Here is a 22,595-nt window from a genome sequence, read left to right as displayed (position 1 = left end):
GCCCCCTCACCGGTCACCTCATGGACCGCCCCCCAACAGGCCGGCCGCCCGGGCCCACCGGTACTTCGCGCCGAGCGCGGCCACCGGCTTCTCCGTCGTGTACGGGTACGCCACGACGCCTCGCTCGAAGAGGTACTGGCAGGCCTCCTCGACCTCGACGTCGCCCGCGAGGGATGCCACGACGGGCTTCTCGATGCCTCGCTCACGGAACTCCGCGATCACGCGGGCCGTCAGTTCGGCGAAGACCATGGGCGGGGTGACGATGGTGTGCCAGTAGCCCAGGACGAGCGCGTGGATGCGCGGATCCTCCAGGCCCAGCCTGATGGTCGCTTCGTACGTCGACGGGGGCTCGCCCCCGGTGATGTCGACGGGGTTGCCCGCCGCCCCGAAGGGCGGGATGAACGCCCGGAAGGACGCGTCCAGGTCGTCGGGGATCTCCATGAGCCGCAGCCCGTTGTCGGTCACCGCGTCGGAGAGCAGCACACCGGAGCCGCCCGCACCCGTGATGATCACGATGTTGTCGCCCTGCGGGGTGGGAAGCACCGGCAACGCGCGCGCGTACTCCAGCATCTCGTTGAGGCCGGGGGCCCTGATGACGCCCGCCTGCCTGAGGATGTCGTCGTACACGGCGTCGTCGCCCGCCAGGGCGCCCGTGTGCGATCCGGCGGCCTTCGCCCCCGCGGCCGTACGTCCGGCCTTCAGGACCACGACGGGCTTCTTCGGGACGGTCGCTTTCGCGGCCTCCACGAAGGCGCGGCCGTCCTTGAGGTCCTCCAGGTGCATGGCGATGCACTTGGTGTGGGGATCCTCGCCGAACCACGTAAGCAGGTCGTCCTCGTCCAGGTCGGACTTGTTGCCGAGCCCGACGATCGCCGAAACGCCCGTCTTCGTAGTGCGCGCGAAACCCAGGATGGCCATCCCGATGCCACCGGACTGGCTCGTCAGCGCGACCCCGCCCTTGACGTCGTACGGCGTGCAGAACGTCGCGCACAGGTTCTGCCACGTCGAGTAGTAGCCGTAGATGTTCGGGCCGAGCAGGCGCACACCGAGCCGCTCGCCGATCTCCACGATCTCGTCCTGAAGGGCCTGTTCACCGGTCTCGGCGAACCCGGAGGGGATCAGGACCGCGTTGGGGATGCCCTTGCGGCCCACCTCCTCCAAGGCCGACGCCACGAACTTGGCGGGGATCGCGAAGACCGCCACATCCACCTCACCGGGAACGTCCGTGACACTCTTGTACGCCTTGCGGCCCAAGATGTCATCGGCCTTGGGGTTCACCGGATGGATCTCTCCGGAGAAGCCGCCGTCGATGAGGTTGCGCATCACGGAGTTGCCGATCTTGCCCTGCTCGTTGGAGGCGCCGATCACGGCGACGGAGCGGGGCTCCATCAGCCGCCGCATCGACGTGAGCATCTCCTCGCGCGTGTACCGGCGACGCTGCTTCGGAGCCCCTTCGGAGAGGATGACGCGGATGTCGGCGGCGATCGCGCCCTCCGGAGTGGCGATCACCGGGTTGAGGTCCACCTCGGCGATCTCCGGGAAGTCGGTGACCAGTTGGGACACCCGGCGTATCTGCTCGGCCACCGCCCACCGGTCCACCGCGGGCGCGCCCCGTACGCCGCGCAGGATCTCGGCGGCGCGGATCGAGTCGAGCATCGATGCGGCCTCGTCCGCGTCGACCGGCGCGAGGCGGAAGGTGACGTCCTTGAGGACCTCGACGAGTACGCCGCCAAGACCGAAGGCGACGACCTTCCCGAACGTCGGGTCGGTCACCGCCCCGACGATCACTTCCTGGCCGGAGGGCAGCAGCTCCTGCACCTGCACACCCTCGATACGTGCCTCCGGAGCGTACGCACGCGCGTTCTTGACGATCTCGCAGAAGGCGGCCCGCACGTCGGCGGCGCCCCGCACCCCGACGATGACACCGCCCGCGTCGGTCTTGTGCAGGATGTCGGGGGAGACGATCTTCATGACGACGGGACCCTCGAAGCGGGCCGCGTGCGCCACCGCCTCGTCCACGTCCGTCGCCAGCTCCTCGCCCGGCACGGCGATCCCGTACGCGTCCGCGAGGATCTTTCCCTCCGGCGCCGTCAGGGACGTCCGCCCCTCCGCGCGTACCGAGTCGAGGAGCGCCCGCACCGTCAGTGCGCGGTCTTCGGCCATCAATCAGATCACTCCGTTCGACTTGAGCAGACGCAGTTCCTCGTCACCGAGGCCGAGCTCACCGACGAAGACCTCCGCGTTGTGCTCGCCCAGGAGCGGCGAACTGACCACGTTCACGGGGGAGTCCGACAGCTTCAGCGGGGAGCCGACCGTGGTGAAGGAGCCGCGCTGCGGATGCGCGACCTCGACGACCATCTCGTTCGCGGCCAGCGAGGCGTCCTCGATGATCTCCTTGGTGGAGAGGATCGGGCCGCACGGGATGTTGTGGGCGTTGAGCCGCTCCAGGACCTCCCACTTGGGGAGCGTGGAGGACCATTCCTCGATCAGCTGGAACATCTTGCCGAGCTTGGGGAGCCGCGACTCCGGAGTGGCCCACTCGGGGTCCTCAGCGAGCTCGGGACGCCCGATGAGCTCGGTGAGCGGCTGCCAGCCGACGGGCTGCACGATGACGTACACGTAGTCGTTCGGTCCGCCCGGCGCGCACTTGACGGCCCAGCCGGGCTGTCCGCCGCCGCTCGCGTTGCCCGAGCGCGGCACCTCGTCACCGAAGTCCTCGTTCGGGTACTCGGCGAGCGGTCCGTGCGCCAGGCGTTGCTGGTCGCGCAGCTTGACCCGGCACAGGTTGAGCACCGCGTGCTGCATGGCCACGTTCACGCGCTGTCCGCGACCGGTGTTCTCCCTCTGGAAGAGGGCGGCCAGAATGCCGGCGACGGCATGGATGCCGGTCCCGGAGTCGCCGATCTGGGCACCCGTGGCGAGTGGCGGACCGTCCTCGAAGCCGGTGGTCGACATGGAGCCGCCCATGGCCTGCGCCACCACTTCGTAGGCCTTGAAGTTGGTGTAGGGGCCCTCTCCGAAGCCCTTGATCGAGGCGTAGACGATGCGTGGGTTGATCTCCTGGATGCGCTCCCAGGTGAACCCCATCCGGTCCACGGCGCCGGGCCCGAAGTTCTCGACCATCACGTCGGAGCGCCGGATCAGCTCCGTGAGGAGCTCCTTGCCGCGCTCGGTCTTGGTGTTGAGGGTGATGCTCCGCTTGTTGCAGTTGAGCATCGTGAAGTAGAGCGAGTCGACGTCCGGGAGATCGCGCAGCTGCTTGCGCGTGATGTCCCCGGAGGGCGCCTCCAGCTTCACCACGTCAGCGCCGAGCCACGCGAGGAGCTGCGTGGCGGAGGGCCCGGACTGGACGTGTGTCATGTCGAGGACGCGTACGCCCTCAAGAGCCTTGGTCGTCATCGCGCGGGCTCCTCACTTGTACATGGTCTGGTTCATGGTTCCGGGGGCGTACGCGTCCGGGTCGACCCATACGTTGATCAGCGAGGGCTTGCCGGACTCGCGCGCCCGCTGCAGCGCCGGGCCGATGTCGGCGGGGTCGCGGACCTCTTCGCCGTAGCCGCCCAGCATCTGGGCGAACTTGTCGTAGTGGACGTCGCCGAGGGTGTTGCCGATGCGCTCGCGCTCCTCGCCGTATTTGGCCTTCTGGCCGTAACGGATCTGGTTCATCGAGGAGTTGTTGCCGACGATCCCGACGAAGGGCAGGTTGTAGCGGACGAGCGTCTCGAAGTCCCACCCGGTCAGCGAGAAGGCGCCGTCTCCGAAGAGGGCCACCACCTCCTTGTCGGGCCGTGCCTGCTTGGCGGCGAGCACGAAGGGGATGCCGACGCCGAGCGTGCCGAGCGGTCCCGGGTCCATCCAGTGGCCGGGCGACTTGGGCTGCACGACCTGCCCGGAGAAGGTGACGATGTCGCCGCCGTCCCCGATGTAGATGGAGTCTTCGGTAAGGAAGTCGTTGATTTCGCTGACGAGGCGGTAGGGGTGGATCGGTGAGGCGTCGGACTTGAGGCTGGGCAGCCGCTTCTCGATGGCCGTCTGTTCGGCGGCGCGCAGTTCGTCGAGCCACTCCTTGCGCTTGGAAGCGCCTCCATTGAGACGTCCGGAGGCGGCCTCGGTGACCGACTTCAGGATGAGGCCGGCGTCCCCGACGATGCCCAGGTCGATGTCCCTGTTCTTGCCGACGGTGCGGTAGTCGAGGTCGATCTGCACGACCGTCGCGTCCGGGGAGAGCCGCTTCCCGTAGCCCATGCGGAAGTCGAAGGGCGTCCCCACGATGACGATGAGGTCGGCGTTGGAGAACGCGTACCGCCGCGAGAGCTGGAAGTGGTGCGGGTCGCCGGGCGGCAGGGTGCCGCGTCCCGCGCCGTTCATGTAGGCGGGCACGTTCAGGGTCCGCACGAGTTCGATGGCGGACGCCGTTCCCCGTGTCGTCCACACCTGGCTGCCCAGCAGGATCGCGGGCTTCTCGGCGTGCACGAGCAGGTCGGCGAGCTTCTCGATGGCCTCGGGGTCGCCCACCGAGCGGGTGGAGGCGCGGTACTGCCCTGCCTGCGGCACCCGGGCCTTCTCCACCGGCACCTTGGCGTCGAGCACATCGCGGGGTATCTCCAGGAAGGACGGTCCGGGAGCGCCGTGGTAGCACTCACGGAAGGCCATCGACACCATGTCGGCCGCCCGCGCGGTGTCCGGCACGGTCGCGGCGAACTTGGTGATCGGCGTCATCATGTCGACGTGCGGAAGGTCCTGGAGCGACCCCATCTTGTGCTGGGTGTGCGCTCCCTGGCCGCCGATCAGCAGCATCGGGGACTCCGCGCGGAAGGCGTTCGCGACGCCCGTGACGGCGTCCGTGGTTCCGGGTCCTGCCGTCACCACGGCGCATCCCGGCTTTCCGGTGAGGCGTGCGTAGCCGTCGGCCGCGTGGGCGGCGACCTGCTCGTGGCGTACGTCGACGACATCGATCCCCTCGTCGACGCAGCCGTCGTAGATGTCGATGATGTGGCCGCCGCACAAGGTGTAGATGACCTCCACACCCTCTGCTTTGAGTGCCTTGGCGACCAGATGCCCACCGGAGATGTGGGTTTGGTTCGTGTCGCTGCTGCCGTCGGGCATGGCGAAGTCCTGTCCCTTCGTAGGGGAGTTGGAGCGCTCACACGCTGCTCATAGGTGCTCTCGCGGTAGATTGCATACAGTCGACGAATACTGTATGAAGCTTGTTATCCCGCATCCGGTGGGTGGTGTCCAGGGGGCGTGCGTCACTTTTCGGGGGCCCGGGGGTCGCTCCCCGGATCGACACAGCGGTGAGGAGCCGGAATGGACCTGTTCGAGCACCAGGCAAGGGAACTCTTCGCGGAATACGGCATCTTGGTGCCGCAGGCGGAGGTCGCCGACACGGCGAAGGACGCACGCGCGAGCGCCGAGCGCCTGGGCGGCCGCGTCGTCGTCAAGGCGCAAGTGAAGACCGGCGGACGCGGCAAGGCGGGCGGTGTGAAGGTCGCGGCGGACCCGGCCGCGGCCGAGATCACGGCACGCCAGATCCTCGGCATGGACATCAAGGGCCACACCGTGCACAAGGTGATGCTGGCCCAGCCCGTCGAGATCGACAGCGAGTTCTACGTCTCGTACGTACTGGACCGCGCGGCAGGACGCTTCCTCGCGATCGCGTCCGCAGAAGGCGGCATGGAGATCGAGGAGGTGGCGGCGAGCCGCCCGGAGGCCGTCGCGCGCGTGGAGATCGACCCGGCGGCGGGAGTGGACGCGGAGAAGGCGGCGGAGATCGCCGAGGCGGCGGGACTATCCGAAGCCACCGCCGACGTACTGGTCAGGCTGTGGCAGGTGCTGATCGGCGAGGACGCGCTCCTCGTCGAGGTGAACCCCCTCGTCCGCACCGCCCAGGGAGAGATCCTCGCCCTCGACGGCAAGGTCACGCTGGACGACAACGCCCGCTTCCGTCAGGCACGCTGGGGCGCCGACGACTCCGCGCACGACGACCCGCTGGAGTCGGCGGCCGCGTCCAAGGGCCTCAACTACGTCAAGCTCGACGGAGAGGTCGGCATCATCGGCAACGGCGCGGGCCTCGTCATGTCCACCCTCGACGTCGTCGCGGGCTGCGGGGCGCGCCCCGCGAACTTCCTCGACATCGGAGGGGGCGCCTCCGCCCAGATCATGGCCGACGGCCTCTCCGTCATCCTCTCCGACCCCGCCGTGAAGTCCGTCTTCGTCAACGTCTTCGGCGGCATCACGGCCTGCGACGCCGTCGCCGACGGCATCGTCCAGGCCCTGGAATCCGTCCAGTTGACCAAGCCGCTCGTCGTCCGCCTCGACGGCAACAACGCCGTACGGGGCCGCGCCATCCTCGACGAACGCGCTCACCCTCTGGTCCAGCAGGCCACCACCATGGACGGCGCCGCACGCCGCGCAGCCGAACTCGCCGGTCACACCAACGCAGCCTAAGGAGCCGGGACATGGCGATCTACCTCACCAAGGAGAGCAAGGTCCTCGTCCAGGGCATGACCGGCGCCGAGGGCATGAGACACACCCGCCGCATGCTCGCGGCCGGCACGAACGTCGTCGGCGGCGTCAACCCGCGCAAGGCGGGCCGCATCATCGACTTCGACGACCGCGCCGTACCCGTCTTCGGCTCGGTCCGTGACGGCATGAAGGCCACCGGCGCCGACGTCACCGTCGTCTTCGTGCCGCCCGCCTTCTCCAAGGCGGCGGTCACCGAGGCCGCCGACGCCGGGATCGGTCTCGCCGTGGTCATCACGGAGGGCATCCCCGTGCACGACGCCGTCGCCTTCCACGCCTACGCCAAGAAGCGCGGCACCCGCGTCATCGGCCCCAACTGCCCGGGGCTGATCACCCCCGGGCAGGCCAACGCGGGCATCATCCCCGCCGACATCACCAAACCCGGACGCGTCGGCCTGGTGTCGAAGTCCGGAACGCTCACCTACCAACTCATGTACGAACTGCGCGACATCGGATTCTCCACCTGCGTCGGCATCGGCGGCGACCCCGTGGTCGGCACCACACACATCGACTGCCTCGCCGCCTTCGAGGACGACCCCGAGACCGAACTCATCGTCCTCATCGGGGAGATCGGAGGCGACGCGGAGGAACGCGCCGCCGCCTACATCCAACAGGCCGTCACCAAGCCCGTCGTCGCCTACATCGCCGGATTCACCGCACCCGAGGGCAAGACCATGGGGCACGCGGGAGCCATCGTCTCGGGCTCCTCCGGCACCGCACGCGCGAAGCAGGAGGCGCTCGAAGCCGCCGGGGTACGGGTCGGCGCCACACCGACCGAAACCGCCCGCCTCGTTCTCAACCAGCTCGGGGCGTGATGTCACTCATAGGTGACAGGGCCTTACTGCACTACCGTCCCCCAGCACACACCCGGACCGCGAAACGAGCGGCCCCGCACGAGCCATGTACCTCCCGCCCCGACTGTGCACCGTGAGCGGAGACACCCGAATGGCATCCACCCTCTCCCACCCCCTCGTCCTCAAAGCCGGTACGGCCTGGACCGACGCCTGGCGGCGCTGCCTGGCCGTCGCCCCCGAGGCCTTCCGCGACGACCGCGTACTGAACCTCTGGAACGGCACCTGGCAGGCGGACGGCCGCGCCCTGCCCGCCACCTCACCCGTCGACGGCAGCCCCATCGCCGGCCCGCCGCGCCTCGACGCCGCCACCGCCCACCAGGCCGTACGCGCCTCACTCGACCAGCACCGGGCCTGGCGCCACGTCCCGCTGGACGAACGGCGCGCCCGCGTCGCCGCCACCCTCGACGCCCTCACCGAGCACCGCGAACTGCTCGCGCTCCTCCTCGTCTGGGAGATCGGCAAACCCTGGCGGCTCGCCCAGGCCGACGTCGACCGCGCCATCGACGGCGTGCGCTGGTACGTCGACGGCATCGAGCCGATGATCGAGGGCCGGACCCCGCTGGACGGCCCGGTGTCCAACATCGCGAGCTGGAACTACCCGATGAGCGTGCTCGTTCACGCAGTGTTGGTCCAGGCACTCGCGGGCAACGCGGTCATCGCCAAGACCCCGACCGATGGCGGCGTCGCCTGTCTCACCCTGGCCTGCGCGCTGGCAGCCCGCGAAGGGATCCCCGTCACCCTCGTGAGCGGCAGCGGGGGAGAACTGTCCGAAGCGCTGGTGCGCGCACCGGAGATCGGCTGCGTCTCCTTCGTCGGCGGACGTGACACGGGTGCCGCCGTCGCCACCGCTGTCGCGGACCTCGGCAAGCGGCACATCCTCGAACAGGAAGGGCTGAACACCTGGGGCATCTGGAACTACAGCGACTGGGACACGCTCGGCGCCGTCATCCCCAAGCTCTTCGACTACGGCAAGCAGCGCTGCACCGCGTATCCGCGTTTCGTCGTCCAGCGGGGCCTCTTCGACGAGTTCCTCGCCGCCTACCTGCCGGCCGTGCGCACCCTCCGCGTCGGTCACCCGCTGGCGGTCGGGCACGCCGAAGACCCGTTCCCGCAACTGGACTTCGGCCCGCTGATCAACGCGGCCAAGGCCAAGGAGCTGCGCGATCAGGTGACGGAAGCGATCGACCGCGGTGCCGTGCCGCTGTACCGCGGGGCGCCGGTGGCGGACCGCTTCCTGCCGGGCCAGGACACGGACGCGTACGTCCACCCCGTCACGCTCCTCAACCCGCCCCCGTCATCGCCGCTGCACCACGCGGAGCCGTTCGGCCCGGTCGACACCATCGTCCTGGTCGACACGGAGGCGGAGCTGCTCGCCGCCATGAACGCGTCGAACGGAGCGCTGGTCGCCACCCTGTCGACCGACGACACCGCGACGTACGAACGCCTCGCACCGCAGATCCGCGCGTTCAAGACCGGCCACGGGAAGCCTCGCTCGCGCGGTGACCGGGACGAGCTGTTCGGCGGATTCGGCGCGTCCTGGCGCGGCGCGTTCGTCGGCGGCGAGCTGCTGGTCCGTGCGGTCACCCACGGTCCGACGATGGAGCGTCCGCCGGGCAACTTCCCGAGCTACCACCTGATGGCGTGATTCCCGGGCCGGCAGGGATCGGAGCGCGGTCTAACCGATGCCCTGCCGGTCGGGCCGCAGGGCGAACGCGCGGTCCGCGGCCTCCGGGACCGTGCGTTCCACCTCTCGCGCGAGCAGTTCGCGGTGGCGCAGGAGGGGCTCCCTGCGCTCCTCGGGCGCGAGCCGCAGCAGGTCGTCCAGGCCTGCCAGCATGCGCCGGACGACCTGCGGACTGCCGACCGCGCACCCCCGGATCTCGGCGAACCCCAGATCCACCAGCGCGGTCCAGTCCGGCACGGGCTGCACCATCCGCACCGCCCCGCGCCGGTCACGGTGGCGCAGGGCACCCAGCGGATAGGCGGCCACCGACGCCAGGAACTGGATGATGCGGTCCAGGGCCTGGACGGCGGTGGTCGGATCGTTCACCGCGGGGGAGAGGGCCCGCAGCGCGATGTCGGCGAGCTGGCGCAGACCGAAACCGAGGTCCTGGTGGAAGGTGCGCTCCACACCCACCGACACCGTGTACCGCAGCGCGCGCCGGGGCGGCGCCGCCCCGCCGTGGACGGTGAACACCGGCGTGCCCGGCACCATGAAGTCGCCGATGCGGGGCAGCAGCCGCAGCACCACACCGTGGCGCCTGGCCGCACGCACGACGCGGGCGATGTGCACGTCCCGCAGCACTCCGGCACGCCCGTGGTGAATGATCCGGGCGGTGGCGGGGCCGAGGCGTTCGTCGTCCACCGCTCCCTCGGTCGGATGCTTCACGGCCATCCGGAACGACTCCCGGGCGATCCGGTCGATGACGAAACCGATCCGCATCATGCGGAGGGTTCCGTTCACGTACGCGACGAAGAGCAGCAGGCTCAGGAAGACCATCGCCATCGCCAGGAGCGATTCGATCAGCGGCACGCTCGTCAGGCGCCGCGGATCGCTCTCGCTGTCGAAGGACGTGAGCGTCATCAGCGAGAACAGGAACGTCGCCAGGAAGACGGTGAGCGTGATCTTGGTGATCCGTGACCTGATGTACAGCCGGACCACCCGCGGGCTGAACTGCCCGCTGGCCATCTGCACGGCCACCAGCGAGATGCTGAAGACGACACCGATGAAGGTCATCATCGCCGAGCCGATGGTGCTGATCACCGCCTTCGCGTCCTCGGCGATCTTCATCAGATTCTCGACGGTGTCGTAGTCCCCGGCGTCCCGTGCCGCCGCCACGAGCCGGCTGTCCAGCTCCGCCGCGACCAGCCACAGCACCATGGATCCGATCAGACCGGCGGTCGGCGCGAACCACATGGTGTCCCGCAGATGCTCGCGCAACGGGGACAGCAGCCGAGGCCGCCGCACCTTCACGTCACCGAGCACTCCCGTAATCAACCCGTCACTCATGGTGAGACTGTAGATGCGGCGGTGCGGGCCGCCGGGCATCCGCCCGGCGGCGTACGGAAACGCAGGTGAAAGGCACTCCGAAAGCTTGGTATTGTTGTCCATGTCGCCGCGGGGAACAGCCCGCGAACGACAGACACCTTGTCCGGGTGGCGGAATGGCAGACGCGCTAGCTTGAGGTGCTAGTGCCCTTTATCGGGCGTGGGGGTTCAAGTCCCCCCTCGGACACCAGCCAGAACCCCACGGTCTCTCGGAGACCGTGGGGTTTTGTCATGCCTCGAGCTGGAAGCGGTCGTCCCAGCGTGGCTTCAGTTGGTCCGTCTTTCGGCCGACCAGGAATTCGGGGCGGGTCGGGTTGGGCGGGGCGTTGTCGACGGAGTTGTACGACACCATCAGCAGCGCCCGGCGGTCGGGCGAGGCGTTGTCCGACGACGAGTGCACGATGTTCGGATGGAACGCCTGGATCGCGCCCGCCGGGCCGGTCGCCCGCGTACTGCCGAGGGAGCCGACCAGCTCGTGGGCACGGCCGGGGTCCATGGTGTGCTCGGGATCCGCCGCGAAGTTCCTGCGCCAGTCGCTCTTGTCGCCCGGGGTGACCTTGCCGGGGCCGAGGTACCCCAGACGGTGGGATCCGGGGACGAGGAGCAGCGGACCGTTGCTCTCGTGGACGTCGTCCAGCGGCACGGCCAGCGTGACGGCCGCGGGGCGCGGCAGGCCGTCCTCCGCGTTCCAGAAGGCGAAATCCTGGTGCCAGGGCCAGGCCTGGCCCTCGCGGGCCTGCTTCAGGTTGACCTTGAACTGGTAGACGTACACCGGCGTTCCGGTCAGGGCCTCGGCCAGCGCGAGGAGATAGGGGTGGCGCACGAGCGAGGCGTACACCTCGTCGAACTCGTGGCAGCCGTGCACCGCGCGGACCGCCGTGCTGCCCCTCTCGTGGACCACCTCCGGCCCGCCTCGGCGGCAGACGTCGTCCAGGCTCATGCGGAGCAGGTTCACCGCGGGGGCGGTGAACCGGAACGGAGAACTGCACCAGCCGTTCTCCTCGTACTCCGCGATCAGGTCCGCCAGATGTCCGTCGTCAGTGTCGATCACGAATCCAGCCTCACCGGTTGTTGGGACAGGTCCGACCGCTCCCCGATCCACTCGGCCATCGCGGAGATCGTCGGCCGGGAGATGAACGTCTCCAGGTCCGCGTACGCCCCGAAGCGCTCGTTGATCCGGGAGATCAGCACCGCGGCCAGCAGGGAAGTGCCTCCCAGCCGGAAGAAGTTGTCGTCGGCCGCGATGTCCTTCGCGTCCAGCACGTGCTCCCACAGGAGGGTGAGATCCTGCCGGACTCCGGCTTCGGTCGGGTGTACCCCGTCCTCGGCCGGGCGGGCGCCGCTGCCCGTGACCGTCAGCTCGCGCGTGGCGAGGGCCTGGCGGTCGAGCTTGCCGCTGGGTGTCAGGGGCAGCCGGTCCACCGGGACGAACGCCACCGGCAGCATGTACTCGGGCAGAGTCTCCGCGAGCCGGGTCCGCAGATCCTCGGGCAGCGGCGCCTCAGCGACCACGTAGGCGACAAGGCGCTTGCCCGCCGTGCGGCTCTCGTTCACCACGACCGCGGCGTCGGCCGCCTCCGGCAGTGCCCTGACCGCCGACTCGATCTCACCGAGCTCCACGCGGTAACCGCGGATCTTCACCTGCCCGTCCTCGCGGCCGAGGAAGTGGATCAGCCCCTGCGCGTCGATCCGGCCGACGTCCCCGGTCCGGTACACCCGCGATCCCGGCGGCCCCAGCGGATCGGGCGTGAAACGTTCCGCGGAGAGGCCGGGCCGGTTGAGGTAACCACGGGCGAGCACCGGACCGCCGATGACGATCTCACCGGTGTCCCCGGCCGTGACCGGGCTGCCGTGTTCGTCCAGGACCCGCACGCGCGCGGCGGCGATGGACCGGCCGATGGGGGCGCGTTCCGGCCAGGACGCGGGATCGCCGGACAGCCGTACGGCCGTCACGTTGTGCGTCTCCGACGGCCCGTACTGGTTGTGCAGCTCGACACCCGGGAGGGCGCCGAAGAATTGCCGTACGGCGGGAGTGATGTAGAGCTGTTCGCCCCCGCACACGACCTCCCGGAGCGTGTCCGGGTGGCGGCCCACGTCCTGGGCCGTGTGGGCGAGGGACTGCAGGGCCACGAACGGCATGAACACGCGGTGCAGCCGCTGTTCGTCGAGGAAGCGCAGGAGCCGGTGGGAGTCCCGGCGTATCTCCTCGTCGATCAGCACGAGGCAGCCGCCGGTGCCCCAGGTGCTGAACATCTCCTCGAAGTGGACGTCGAAGCTCGCCGCCGCGAACTGGAGGGTCCGGGATCCGATCCCGCAGGCGAAGGTCTCCCGCTGCCAGCTGATGAGATTGCGCAGCGGCCCGTGCGGCATGGCGACGCCCTTGGGCGTGCCCGTGGATCCCGACGTGTAGATGACGTAAGCGAGGTCGTCAGTGGTGGTGTGGGGGGTGGTGAGGGGCGTGGGGGGTTCCTGCTGGGGCGGATCGGCGGGTATGGCGTCGTCGAGCAGGACGATCCTCGTCCCGGCGGGGGCGGGCGGCACCCCCGTGGGGGTGCGGTGCGTGAGCAGTACGCGCATCCCGCTGTCCCGCATCATGAAGTCCAGCCGCGCCTCCGGATAGGCGTGGTCCAGCGGCATGTACGCGGCACCGGCCCGCAGCGTGGCCAGGATGGCGATCGGGAGCCGGAACGACCGGTCGGTGCGGATGCCGACGACCGTGCCCGCGACGGAGAGGTCGCGCAAGTGCGCGGCCAACGCGTCTGCCGCGCACCCGAGTTGCTCGTACGAGAGGCTGCGCCCCCGGTGTTCCACCGCGGGCAGCTCGGGCGACGTGCGCCGCGTGTCGTCGAAGTACTGGAGCACTGTCCCCGGCGATGCGGGTGGTGTTCTCGGGCGGGGTGGCGTGGTGCCGGCTTCGTCAGGCATGGGGGGCGTCCGCCTCCTGAAGTGTCTTCTCCAATTCCGCCGCCAGTGCGGCCACGAACGGCTCGTCCAGCACGGAGTAGTGGTCACCGGCGATCACGCGTGGCGGGGAGAGGGCCGGGCACAGCGCCGCCCAGGCCGCGCCTGCCGCCGCCCGCATCCGCGGGTCGCTCTCCTGCGCCTGCAAGAGGGTCGTGGGACCGGTGTACGGCGTCGGCCGGTACCGCAGAGCCGCGCGGGTGTGGGCGTCAACCGGAGCCGATCCGGTGGTGGCCGGGAGCTGGTCGGCGAGGTAGCTGTCGACGAGGACCAGCATGGCGACCCGCTCCCCGAGCCGGGTCAGCCGCTGGGCCATCTCGAAGGCGACGAGACCGCCCATCGACCAGCCCATCAGGAGGTACGGGCCGTGCGGCCGGACGGCTCGGACGGCGGCGAGGTGGCGCTCGGCCAGAGCCTCGACGTCGACCTCCGTATCGACCCCCTGATCGGTCTCTTCGTCGGCCTCCGGCCGCCGTTGCGCGGCGTACAGCGGGCGCCGCAGCACGGATCCTCCGGCGAGGTTCCGGAAGCCGATGGCGTCCGCGCCTCCGGGGACGCAGAACAGCGGGGTCCCTTCGCCTCGGCTCTGGAGCGTGACGAGAGCGGGGGGAGGGCTCGCTTCTTCCGTACCTCGGAGCAGTGCGGCCAGCGCCCTGGGCGTCGCGGGGTCGACCGGTGATCCGTCGGCAGCCGCTGCCTCCTCGAACAGCACCGATACCGGAAGCTCGGCGGAGAACGCCGCGTTGATCTTCGCGATCAGCCGCACCGCCAGGATCGAGTGGCCCCCGAGATCGAAGAAGACGTCGTCCACGCCGACCGAGGGGATCTTGAGCAGCTCTCCGAATATGGCCGCGACTCCCGCCTCCAAAGCGTCGACGGGCGCGGCGGGCGCGGCGGACGGAGCGTCTGTCCGCGCGCGAGCGTCGCGGATGTCTCCCGGGGTGTCGGCCGTCAGCAGTGCGTCGCGGTCGATCTTGCCGTTCGCGGTGAGGGGCAGCCGGTCGAGCCAGATGTACGCGGCCGGGACCATGGCGGCCGGCAGGCGCTCGGCGAGGTGGCCGCGCAGTTCCGACGGCGCGACCGTCCCTTCGGTGGAGGCCGAGAGAAACGCGGTGAGCCGCCCGCCGCCCGCGCCGCCACGGTAGTCCGGGATGTCCGTGCCGTCCGGCCTGAGCACCACGGCCGCCTCGCGGACGGATGCGTGTGCGAGCAGCGCCCGCTCCACCTCGGCGGGCTCCACGCGGACGCCGCGGACCTTGATCTGCTCGTCCCGGCGGCCGAGACAGTGCAGCGTTCCGTCGGGGCCGTAGTAGCCGATGTCACCGGTCCGGTAGAGGCGTTGGCCGGGCACCTCGGAGAAGGGGTGCGGCACGAAGCGGTCCGCCGTCCCCGCCGGATCGGCGACGTAGCCGCGCGCCAGGCCGATGCCGCCCACGCAGATCTCGCCGAGCGCGCCGACTGGGACCGGCGCCAGATGGCTGTCCAGGACGTATACGTCGGCGCCGTCCACGGGCCTGCCGATGGGCACGTCACCCACCGGCGGATCTTCGGCGGTGATCTCGTGGACGGTGCATCCCACCGCGGCTTCCGTGGGGCCGTACTCGTTGAAGATCCGCGTGGTCGTCGCAGGCCGGCGCCACGGTGCGACGTGCTCCCAGGACAGGTTCTCGCCGCCCAGTACGAGTGAGTGCGCGACCTGGTCCGTGCCGTCGGGGCCGAGCGCGTGGTTGATCACGCCCAGATGCGACGGCGTCATCTTGAGCAGGTCGAGGCCGGTCCTGCGGCCCAGCTCGGCGGTGAGGCCGAAGACGTTGCGCCAGGCCGGGTCCACGTGCACCGTATGCCCGCTGACCAGGGGCACGAACAGGCTGGTCACCGTCAGGTCGAACGCCACGGACGAGTGCACCATGGCCCCCGCGCCACCGTCGTGCACGTAGGTCCGGGCCGCCCAGAGCACGTAGTTGGCCAAGGCCTGGTGGGGCAGCGCCACGCCCTTGGGCACGCCGGTGGAGCCGCTGGTGAACAGGATGTAGGCGAGGTTCTCCGGAGTCACCTCGGCCTGTGGGGCGACCGGTTGTGCCGTCGCCGTCGCCGTCGCCGTCGCCGTCGTCGGCAGGTTGTCGACGTTCAGACAGTGGATGCCGCCGAAGCGGCTCCCGCTGTCCTGCGGGGTGTCCGGACCGGTGAGGATCAGGGAGCAGCCCGAGCGCGACAGCATGTCCGTGGTCCTGGCCCGGGGCAGTTCCGGATCGAGCGGCAGATACGCGCCGCCCGCCTTGAGTACACCCATCATCGCCACCAGGACGTGACGGGTGTGCCCGATGGAGATCGCCACCGGCTGATCGGGCATGACGCCGTGCTGCCGCAGCACCTGAGCCAGCTGGTCGGCCTGATCGTCCAGTTGTCGGTAGGTCAGCCGGGCCGTGGGGTCCACCACCGCGATGCTGTCCGGCGACCGCCGTGCCTGGCGCTCGAAGATCTGGTGCAGGCATGAGGGCGGCTGTCGGGTGTCACGGCCGTGGTCGGCCGCGGCCCGCACGAGCGCGTGGCTCTGCTCGTCGAGTACGCCGATGGTGTCGAGCGGGGCCGTCGGCTCGGCGACGACACCTTCCAGCAGGGTCAGATACTGGCCGGCGAGGCTCCGTACGTAGTCTTCGGTGAACTCGCCCTGGCGGTACCGCCACACCAGCCGCAGCGAGTCGTCGCCCGCGATGCTCTCGAGCTTCACCGCACACGGCTCGGCCTCGACGTCGTCCCAGGCCGGAGTGAAGGAGACGCCGTCGGCATGCTCGGTGCGTACCTCTTCCTTCGCCTCGAACGCGACCGCCCAGCCCGTCGGTTCGGTGGCGTACGAAGCCGGTACGCGCTCGGCGGCCTGCTCGGAGTCCGACCAGTCGCGCTGGACCTGGGCCAGCACACCGGCGAACGTGGTGGCCGCGTCCGGCCCGTCCGGACCGTCCCGCCCTGTGCGGATCGGCGTCCAGTGGGTGAAGTGGCCCGCACAGTCGCGCAGTTCGTCGTAAGGGCGTCCTGGCAGGGCGGCCGATACGGTGGCGTCCGACCGGTCCGTGATCCTGTGCAGGAGGGCAAACAGGCAGGCGAGCAGCACGACTTCAGTGGTGGTGCCGTACTGCTTCGCGCACGCCCGGACGGCCTGCGCCAGCACGGGCGGTACCGGGCGGTCGAGGCGTACGACGGCGGGGTCGTCAACTGCCCCCGGTGCCTGAGGGCGACGGAGGGGCAGGTCCAGCGAGGCGTCGTGGAGTGCGTCGACGTTGAGTTCGTGGTGATCGTCACCGTCGTGGGCGTCGTTCACCGCCTGAGCGGCGTCGAGTTGGTGCTGCCAGTGTGCGTACTGGATGTATTGCAGGGGTGCGGTATCCGGTGAACAGCCGTCGTACGCGCGGGCGAGCTCGGCCGCGAGGCGGCGCACGGTCAGGCTGTCGGCGGACAGCCCCGAGGTCGTGATCAGCAGGGCGTGGCGCTGATCGGAGAGCCTGACCAGCCGTGCGCGCAGGGGTGCGGCACCGTCGATGCCCGTCGGCCGAAGCCGCTCGGCCCGTACGGCGGCTTCCAGGTGCCCGGGGATCTCGCCGCCGGGAAGAGCCCGCAGATCCTGCGCCGACCACTCGACGCCCCCGTCGTCCGCACCGGCCTCCGCGCCAGGATCCGCGCCGCCCTTCGCGCTGCCCTCCGCGCCAAGCTCCGCGACGGCGGTATTCGCCCCCGGCACACGGCGGTACCGCGCCCGCAGAGCGCCATGCCGCCCGGTGACCGTACGCAGGGCGTCGGCCAGCCGCCGCGGGTCGACGGCGCCGTCGACGTACAGAAGTGCTTGGGCCCAGGAGGGGGAGGCGGAGCCGTACGCCTGCCAGATGCGCTGCTGCTGGAACGAGAGCCGGTAGCCCTCGACCCGGTTGGCCGCCCCGCCCCGCTTCCCGTCCTCGACGGCCTCCTGCCCCCTCATACGAACCCCCTCATACGAGTCCCCCCATGCGGATCCCCTTCATCCGGACCCCCTCATGCGAACGGCACCAAGTCGCCCATGGCCACCAGTAGTTCGCGTGGCCCTCGGAAGGGGTTTCGGGCATGCGCGACCAGGATGTTGTCGAGCACCAGGACGTCGCCCCTCTCCCAGGGGAAGCTGACCTCGAGCTCCGCGTACACCCGGCAGATCTCGGCCATCGCCTCGTCCGGGATCGCGGATCCGTCGCCGAAGTGGCAGTGCCGAGGCAGCGTGTCCGGCGTGTGCGTGGCCTCCAGGGCGGCCCGGGTCGCGGGGTCGAGGCAGGCCGGGTGCCAGTGCTGGGCCTGGTTGATCCAGGACCACACGCCGGTTCTCGGATGCCGGACGGCGGCCGGCCGTACCGCCTCGGTGCGCAGCCGGTCACCGTCCCAGGTGGCGCGCAACCCCTGCCGTTCGCAGCGCGCCTCGGCCTCTCGGCGGTCGTCGGTGCGCAGCACGTCACGCCAGTCGAGGCCGAGGCCCGTCCCGTAGTTCCGTACGTACATCACGCCCTTGGCGAGGAACTCGGCCCGCAAGTCCGCGTCGAGCTGCCGGAAGACCCGTCGGCTGTCGACGACCGGGGTCTCGCCTCCGGAGGCGGCGGGCCGCGCGCAGCAGAACATGATGCGCGAGGGACCCGCGTCGTTGAAGGAGTTCTCGGTGTGCCACAGCAGCTTCTCCTCCGCCGGGAAGAACACCGGGGAGGAGATGCTGCCGCTGAGCGAGGCACGGGGGTGCTCGCCGTTGTCGCGGTACACCTGGTCGATGAGCGCGTCGGCGAGGCGTTCCAGGTCATGGGTGGTGGTGACCGAGAAGCCGCGCAGCAGTACGGCGCCGTGCTCGTCGAGGGCTTCGTCCAGCCAGGCTCTTGCTTGTCCGGCCCAGGCCGCGACGTCGACGCCGGGGGCGGCCGGCCGGATGAGCAGGGGCGGTTCGCCCGGGGCGGCGAGCGGTGCGTGGCTGACGAGCGAGTCCGGGGTGAAGGCGACCTGGGCGGGCACGGCTTGCCGCAGACCCTCGGGGCCCGGCAGCCCCCCGCGCGGTGGATTCGTCACGCCGGTTCCTCCTGGTGCAGCGCGCGGCCGAGGCGGTCCGCGGCCAGCAGATACAGGGCTTCGACGTCCTGGCCGGTGATCGCGGAGAACTGATGGGCGGTCTCGAAGGCAGGGTGGCGCACGAGCTTCTCGCGGTAGTCGGGCAGTGCGGCGCCCGACTGGAGCATCTGGAGCCACTGGCGGGTGCCGGGGTAGGGGCTGTTGACGTTGAGGGCGACGCAGCCGTCGGGGATGCAGCCGTCCTGGTGCAGTTCGGCGATGAGGTCGAGGGTGAGCAGCCGCTGCTCGGTGGTCTCCCCGAGGCCGAACTGCAGGGACGTGCCGACCCGGACCCCGGCCTCGCGGCACCAGTGGGCCACGTTCCGGAAGCGCTCGGTCCAGTCGGTCTCGGAGACCAGCAGGAGCTGGCGGACCTTCTGGACGCGTGCGGCGTCGGGTTCGGCCGATTCGACGCCGAAGTACACATAGGTGCAGCCGGCTCCCGCCATGCGCAGCAGGAGGTCGCGGTCGACGTCGTTGACGGTGGTCTGGCAGCCCCATTCGAAGGTGCCGTGCTCGGCCCTGAGGTCTTCGAGGAGGGGCAGGAACTCGGTCAGCCAGCGCGGGTTCTGGGTGAAGGTGCTGTCGTCGAAGAACACCGCCTCGAAGCCCTGGTCGATGCGCAGCCGGATCTCTCCGATGACGTGCTGCGGGGACCGCTGGCGGATCTTCGGCTGCTCGTAGAGGAACGCGTCCGCGGACTCGTGGCAGAAGGAGCACGCGTATTTGCACCCCAGGCAGGCCATGATCTGTGCGGTCGGACGATGGGCGAAGACGGGGAAGCGGTTCTCGTGCGTCAGCCGGGTCACGTCGATGTACGGGAGCCGGTCGCCGTCGATCGGCACGCCGCTGAGCGGCATCGACTCGATGCGCCCCGCGTTCCGGTCGTACGTGAACAGGCTGCCCACGCCCGGGAGCCCGGCGAAGCGGTCCTGCTCGGCGATGATGCGCTTCTTGACGGTCTCGGCGTCGGCGGGCAGACACTCCGCCACCACCTTGAGCACCTCGGGCAGCGCGAACGCGGAGTCCCCCGCGAACACGACGTCCATGAGCTCTCGTTCGTCGGGGCGGGCGAACGTCTGCAGCGCGGTGAGCCTGCCGAGTTCCTCCGCGCCGATCCGGAAGTCGCCGTGGGTCTCCTGCCTGCGGCCGCTCATGCCGGCCACGCGGTGCGAGGCCGCCCGGTAGGCGTCCGGGTTGACGGCGTCCTCGTGCTGGCCGCCGAGCAGGACGATGGCCTGCGGGCACTCCTTCTTGACCGTGGCCGCGATGCGCAGGGCGAAGTGGTGGCCCTCGGAGAGGTTGCTGATGCCGACCACCATCGGGTGGTGCTCGCGCAGACAGGCGACGAGGTCCGCCTCGAAGGCGGGGGAGTAGGCAGGGGGGTTGAGGACGGCCACGACGTCGGGCACCCGTGGGCCGGGGAACTCGTCGATGCGCAGCATCCGGTCCAGGACACAGGTCGCGTAGAGCAGCGGAGTGGGCATGCCGGGGAACGCGCCGGTCGCGCCCTCCTCGATGTGCGGGGCGCTGACGAAGAGAACCGGGAAGTACTTGACGCGCCGTCGTTCCCCGTCCCGGCGCGGGTCTTCGGGCCCGGCTTCGGGTGGGCCGAGGCGGGCGTCGACCTCGTGTTCCACCGCGGCCTCGCGGTGCAGGGCCTCCTGCGAGACGGTGCGGGGATCCTCGCCGTCGCCGGGGCACCAGCGCCAGCGCTTCTCCTCGTCGTACAGCTCACGGTCTATTCGCTCGGACCGTGCCTGGCGCACGCGGTTCGCCAGGGCCTCCGGGACGGCGAGCGGTGTGGGGTCCATGAGCGTCACCCGTCCGTCAACCGGGCTGTGTACGCGGCGACTTCGGGGTCCGCGAGGAGGCGGGTCCGGTCCGTGGTGAACCGGGTGACCGTGCCGCGCGGGTCGGCGCCACTGGTGCCGATGCCACCGGTGGCGGACAGGACGGTCGTAGCGGGTGGTGTGTCCCGCGGTGGTGCCGCGTCCGTCCAGGCCGATGCGGCGAGGTAGGCGAGGTAGTGCGAGAACCGGTCGGAGAGCTGCTGTTGCACCGCGGGGGCGACGCCGAGGGCCCGGCAAGCGGCGGCCACCGCCGTCCCATAGGCCGCTTCGAGTGCCTCGGCGAGCGGCAGTACGTCCGCTCCGGTCGCGAGGGGCCCGTCGTCGCACGGCCGGGCCGCCGCGAGTGCGGTGTCGAGGTCCTGCGGGGAGAGCTGGGCGGCGAGGGTGTGCACGGCGGTGCGGTAGTCCTCGCCCAGGGTCCGGCTGTCGACCAGGACCGGGTCGAAGGTGATCAGGGCGGGCTCGCCGAGGCCCAACCTCCATAAGCGCGCGGCAAGTTCGCGTGCGAGGCCGCTCCCGGCGCAGTGTCCGAGCACGGCCCGCACCGGCTGGCCGCGCTCCTTGATCTCCTCCAGCCAGGGCGTCACGTACGCGTCCGCCCCGTGCCGCAGGAGTGCGGCGACCGTGCTGGGCCGCGGCACACCTTCCAGTACCTGCCGTCCGTCCAGTCGGGACGCCAGGTCGGCGAACCGGGCGTCTCCCCGTCCGGCGTCGAAGGCCACCGTGAGGATCAGGCCCGCGTCGCCGTCCCGCAGTACGTGCCATCGAGAAGAAGTCATGGTGCTCCCGTCTTTCCGGGGCCGCGGAAGGCTATACGTGGGCATCGGCCCAGAAGGTGCCGTACGCGTCGGCGGTGCCCGGGTCCGGCGCCGAACCGAAGTACGGGGTCTTGTCCATGGCCTGCGCGAACAGGTCGAGACCCTCCAGGAACACGTCGTACACCTGGTCCGGGGTGGCCTTGTCGGTGGCGAAGACGGGGGGCATGTCCTCGTGATACAGCCGGAAGTCGCGGTGGAGCAGCTTCATCCCGAAGCGCTCGGGGTGGTTGAACATGGCGCTTCCCGGATAGGGCACGAGGCCGAAGAGATACGTCGCCTGCAGCAGGTCCTCGGCGAGCAGTTCGCACACCCAGTCGATGCTGCGCCGCATGTCGTCGATGCTCTGGTCGGGAAAGCCGTTCACGGTGAAGGAGCAGGCGGCGAGCCCGGCGTCCCTGACCTGTTTGAGGGTTTCCCTGGTCGCGCTCAGCTTCATGTGATGTTTGTGCGTCTCATGGCTTTCCTGGGAGGCGGTCTCCAGTCCGATCTCCACCCACTGGCAGCCGCTGCTCTTCAGCTTGCGCAATATGCGGTCATCGGTCAGGCAATTCAGCCGGGTCTGACAGTCATAATTTATGTCACCTTCTTTTTCCAGGAGTTCGAGGAGCTCAAGGGTGCGATCCGGGTGCAGGGTGAAGGTTTCGTCACCCCAGTAGATGTTGTGACGGCCGCCGTAACGTGCCCGGTAGGCGCGGATCTCTTCGAGGACGCGGTCGAGCGGGAAATAGTCGGGACGCCTGCCGATGGTCTGGATGGTGCAGAAAGTGCACTGGTAGGGACACCCGAGCGCATAGACCTGGCGTAAATAGCGGATGTCTTCCCCGGTACTCGAAGGGAAAAGGTCCACCTTGGGAAAGGGGATGTCGGCCGGGTGCAGCTGGGGGTAGCGGTGTGCCGTCCGCACGGTGGTGCCGTCGGCCCGCCGGTGCACCAGATTGCCCACGCCGGCCACGTCGCCTCCGTCGGCGAGCGCGTCCAGGAGTGCGGGAAGGGCCTGCTCGCCGCGGTCGGCCACCACGTAGTCGACGCTCGGGTGGCCGGCCACCTCGTGGGCCAGCGGCGTGGCGACGACCCCGCCGAAGACGACGGTGGCCGCGGGGCTGATGCGCTTCACGGCGCCCGCGATCTCGTACGCGTAGCAGAGGTTGACCGTCATCGGGGAGAACAGGTAGACGTCCGCCGGGTGGGCGCGCACGGCCGCCTCCACGGCGTCCACGGCCAGCACGCCCGGCCGTGTGAACGTGTTCGGGTCGGTGTAGAGATCGACGACATCGATGTCGGTGTAGCCGTGCGCGACGAGCACTCCGCCGAGCCAGTGCATCCAGTGCGGAAGCTCCCACATGTTCTTCCGCATGTGGTCGAGACCGGGATGTGCCGCATGGTATTGAATGTCGAAGTTACGCCAGAAATCTTTGCGCTGCGCAATAGGAACGGTAGAC

Annotated in this window: 14 protein-coding genes and 1 tRNA gene; 4 read left to right on the top strand and 11 right to left on the bottom strand. The window is 70.0% G+C overall.

The window, feature by feature from the left end; translation table 11 throughout:
- Positions 1–18: 18 nt before the first annotated feature.
- The 3 genes from AB0E78_RS09930 to AB0E78_RS09920 are packed head-to-tail and all read right to left on the bottom strand — an operon-like array spanning position 19 to position 5,106.
- The gene (locus tag AB0E78_RS09930; RefSeq protein WP_361830117.1) at positions 19–2,163 is read right to left on the bottom strand and encodes an acetate--CoA ligase family protein; all 2,145 of its coding nucleotides are present in this window, start codon (positions 2,161–2,163) and stop codon (positions 19–21) included.
- Positions 2,164–2,166: 3 nt separating this feature from the next.
- Entirely contained in the window at positions 2,167–3,399 is a 1,233-nt protein-coding gene (gene frc, locus AB0E78_RS09925; RefSeq protein WP_361830115.1) for a formyl-CoA transferase, read from the bottom strand.
- Between the two features lie 12 nt (positions 3,400–3,411).
- Positions 3,412–5,106, bottom strand: a complete 1,695-nt coding sequence (locus AB0E78_RS09920) for a thiamine pyrophosphate-binding protein (protein ID WP_361830114.1) — start codon at positions 5,104–5,106, stop codon at positions 3,412–3,414.
- Positions 5,107–5,307: 201 nt separating this feature from the next.
- On the opposite strand from AB0E78_RS09920, the gene sucC reads away from it, so the two are divergent.
- The 3 genes from sucC (at position 5,308) to AB0E78_RS09905 (ending at position 9,021) form a co-directional block, all read left to right on the top strand.
- Positions 5,308–6,447 carry an ADP-forming succinate--CoA ligase subunit beta gene (gene sucC, locus AB0E78_RS09915; RefSeq protein WP_361830112.1) on the top strand — a complete coding sequence of 380 codons (1,140 nt, stop codon included), beginning with the start codon at positions 5,308–5,310 and terminating at the stop codon, positions 6,445–6,447.
- Between the two features lie 11 nt (positions 6,448–6,458).
- Positions 6,459–7,337: a succinate--CoA ligase subunit alpha gene (gene sucD / locus AB0E78_RS09910; RefSeq protein WP_361830111.1), complete on the top strand. Its 879-nt coding sequence runs from the start codon at positions 6,459–6,461 to the stop codon at positions 7,335–7,337.
- A 130-nt stretch (positions 7,338–7,467) separates the two neighbouring features.
- Positions 7,468–9,021: an aldehyde dehydrogenase family protein gene (locus tag AB0E78_RS09905; protein ID WP_361830109.1), complete on the top strand. Its 1,554-nt coding sequence runs from the start codon at positions 7,468–7,470 to the stop codon at positions 9,019–9,021.
- Between the two features lie 30 nt (positions 9,022–9,051).
- Here AB0E78_RS09905 and AB0E78_RS09900 read toward each other — a convergent pair whose 3' ends face one another.
- On the bottom strand, positions 9,052–10,386 hold the full coding sequence (locus tag AB0E78_RS09900) for a DUF2254 domain-containing protein (protein ID WP_361830107.1): 1,335 nt from the start codon (positions 10,384–10,386) through the stop codon (positions 9,052–9,054).
- A gap of 140 nt (positions 10,387–10,526) precedes the next feature.
- Between AB0E78_RS09900 and AB0E78_RS09895 the strand changes: the two genes are divergently transcribed.
- A tRNA-Leu gene (locus AB0E78_RS09895) sits at positions 10,527–10,614 on the top strand.
- A 39-nt stretch (positions 10,615–10,653) separates the two neighbouring features.
- Here AB0E78_RS09895 and AB0E78_RS09890 read toward each other — a convergent pair.
- The 7 genes from AB0E78_RS09890 to AB0E78_RS09860 are packed head-to-tail and all read right to left on the bottom strand — an operon-like array spanning position 10,654 to position 22,510.
- Positions 10,654–11,475 (bottom strand): phytanoyl-CoA dioxygenase family protein, encoded by an 822-nt coding sequence (locus AB0E78_RS09890; protein ID WP_361830105.1) that lies wholly within the window; start codon positions 11,473–11,475, stop codon positions 10,654–10,656.
- Positions 11,472–13,349 (bottom strand): non-ribosomal peptide synthetase, encoded by a 1,878-nt coding sequence (locus tag AB0E78_RS09885; protein WP_361830103.1) that lies wholly within the window; start codon positions 13,347–13,349, stop codon positions 11,472–11,474. The genes AB0E78_RS09890 and AB0E78_RS09885 overlap by 4 nt, the downstream gene beginning before the upstream one ends.
- Positions 13,342–17,352 carry an amino acid adenylation domain-containing protein gene (locus AB0E78_RS09880; protein ID WP_361830101.1) on the bottom strand — a complete coding sequence of 1,337 codons (4,011 nt, stop codon included), beginning with the start codon at positions 17,350–17,352 and terminating at the stop codon, positions 13,342–13,344. Before AB0E78_RS09880 ends, AB0E78_RS09885 begins: the two co-directional genes overlap by 8 nt.
- Positions 17,353–17,405: 53 nt before the next feature.
- A complete protein-coding gene (locus AB0E78_RS09875) occupies positions 17,406–18,446 on the bottom strand; it encodes a TauD/TfdA family dioxygenase (RefSeq protein ID WP_361830099.1) in 1,041 nt (346 codons plus the stop codon).
- Positions 18,443–20,299, bottom strand: a complete 1,857-nt coding sequence (locus tag AB0E78_RS09870) for a B12-binding domain-containing radical SAM protein (RefSeq protein ID WP_361830098.1) — start codon at positions 20,297–20,299, stop codon at positions 18,443–18,445. The genes AB0E78_RS09875 and AB0E78_RS09870 overlap by 4 nt, the downstream gene beginning before the upstream one ends.
- A gap of 5 nt (positions 20,300–20,304) precedes the next feature.
- Positions 20,305–21,117, bottom strand: coding sequence for a hypothetical protein (locus AB0E78_RS09865; protein WP_361830096.1), 813 nt, complete (start codon positions 21,115–21,117; stop codon positions 20,305–20,307).
- Positions 21,118–21,148: 31 nt separating this feature from the next.
- Complete coding sequence (locus tag AB0E78_RS09860; RefSeq protein ID WP_361830094.1) at positions 21,149–22,510, bottom strand: radical SAM protein; 1,362 nt, start codon at positions 22,508–22,510, stop codon at positions 21,149–21,151.
- Between the last annotated feature and the right edge of the window lie 85 nt (positions 22,511–22,595).

This window comes from Streptomyces sp. NPDC032198 (genome assembly GCF_040636975.1).
Taxonomy (GTDB): Bacteria; Actinomycetota; Actinomycetes; order Streptomycetales; family Streptomycetaceae; genus Streptomyces.
This window is presented reverse-complemented; position numbering and strand designations above follow the sequence as displayed.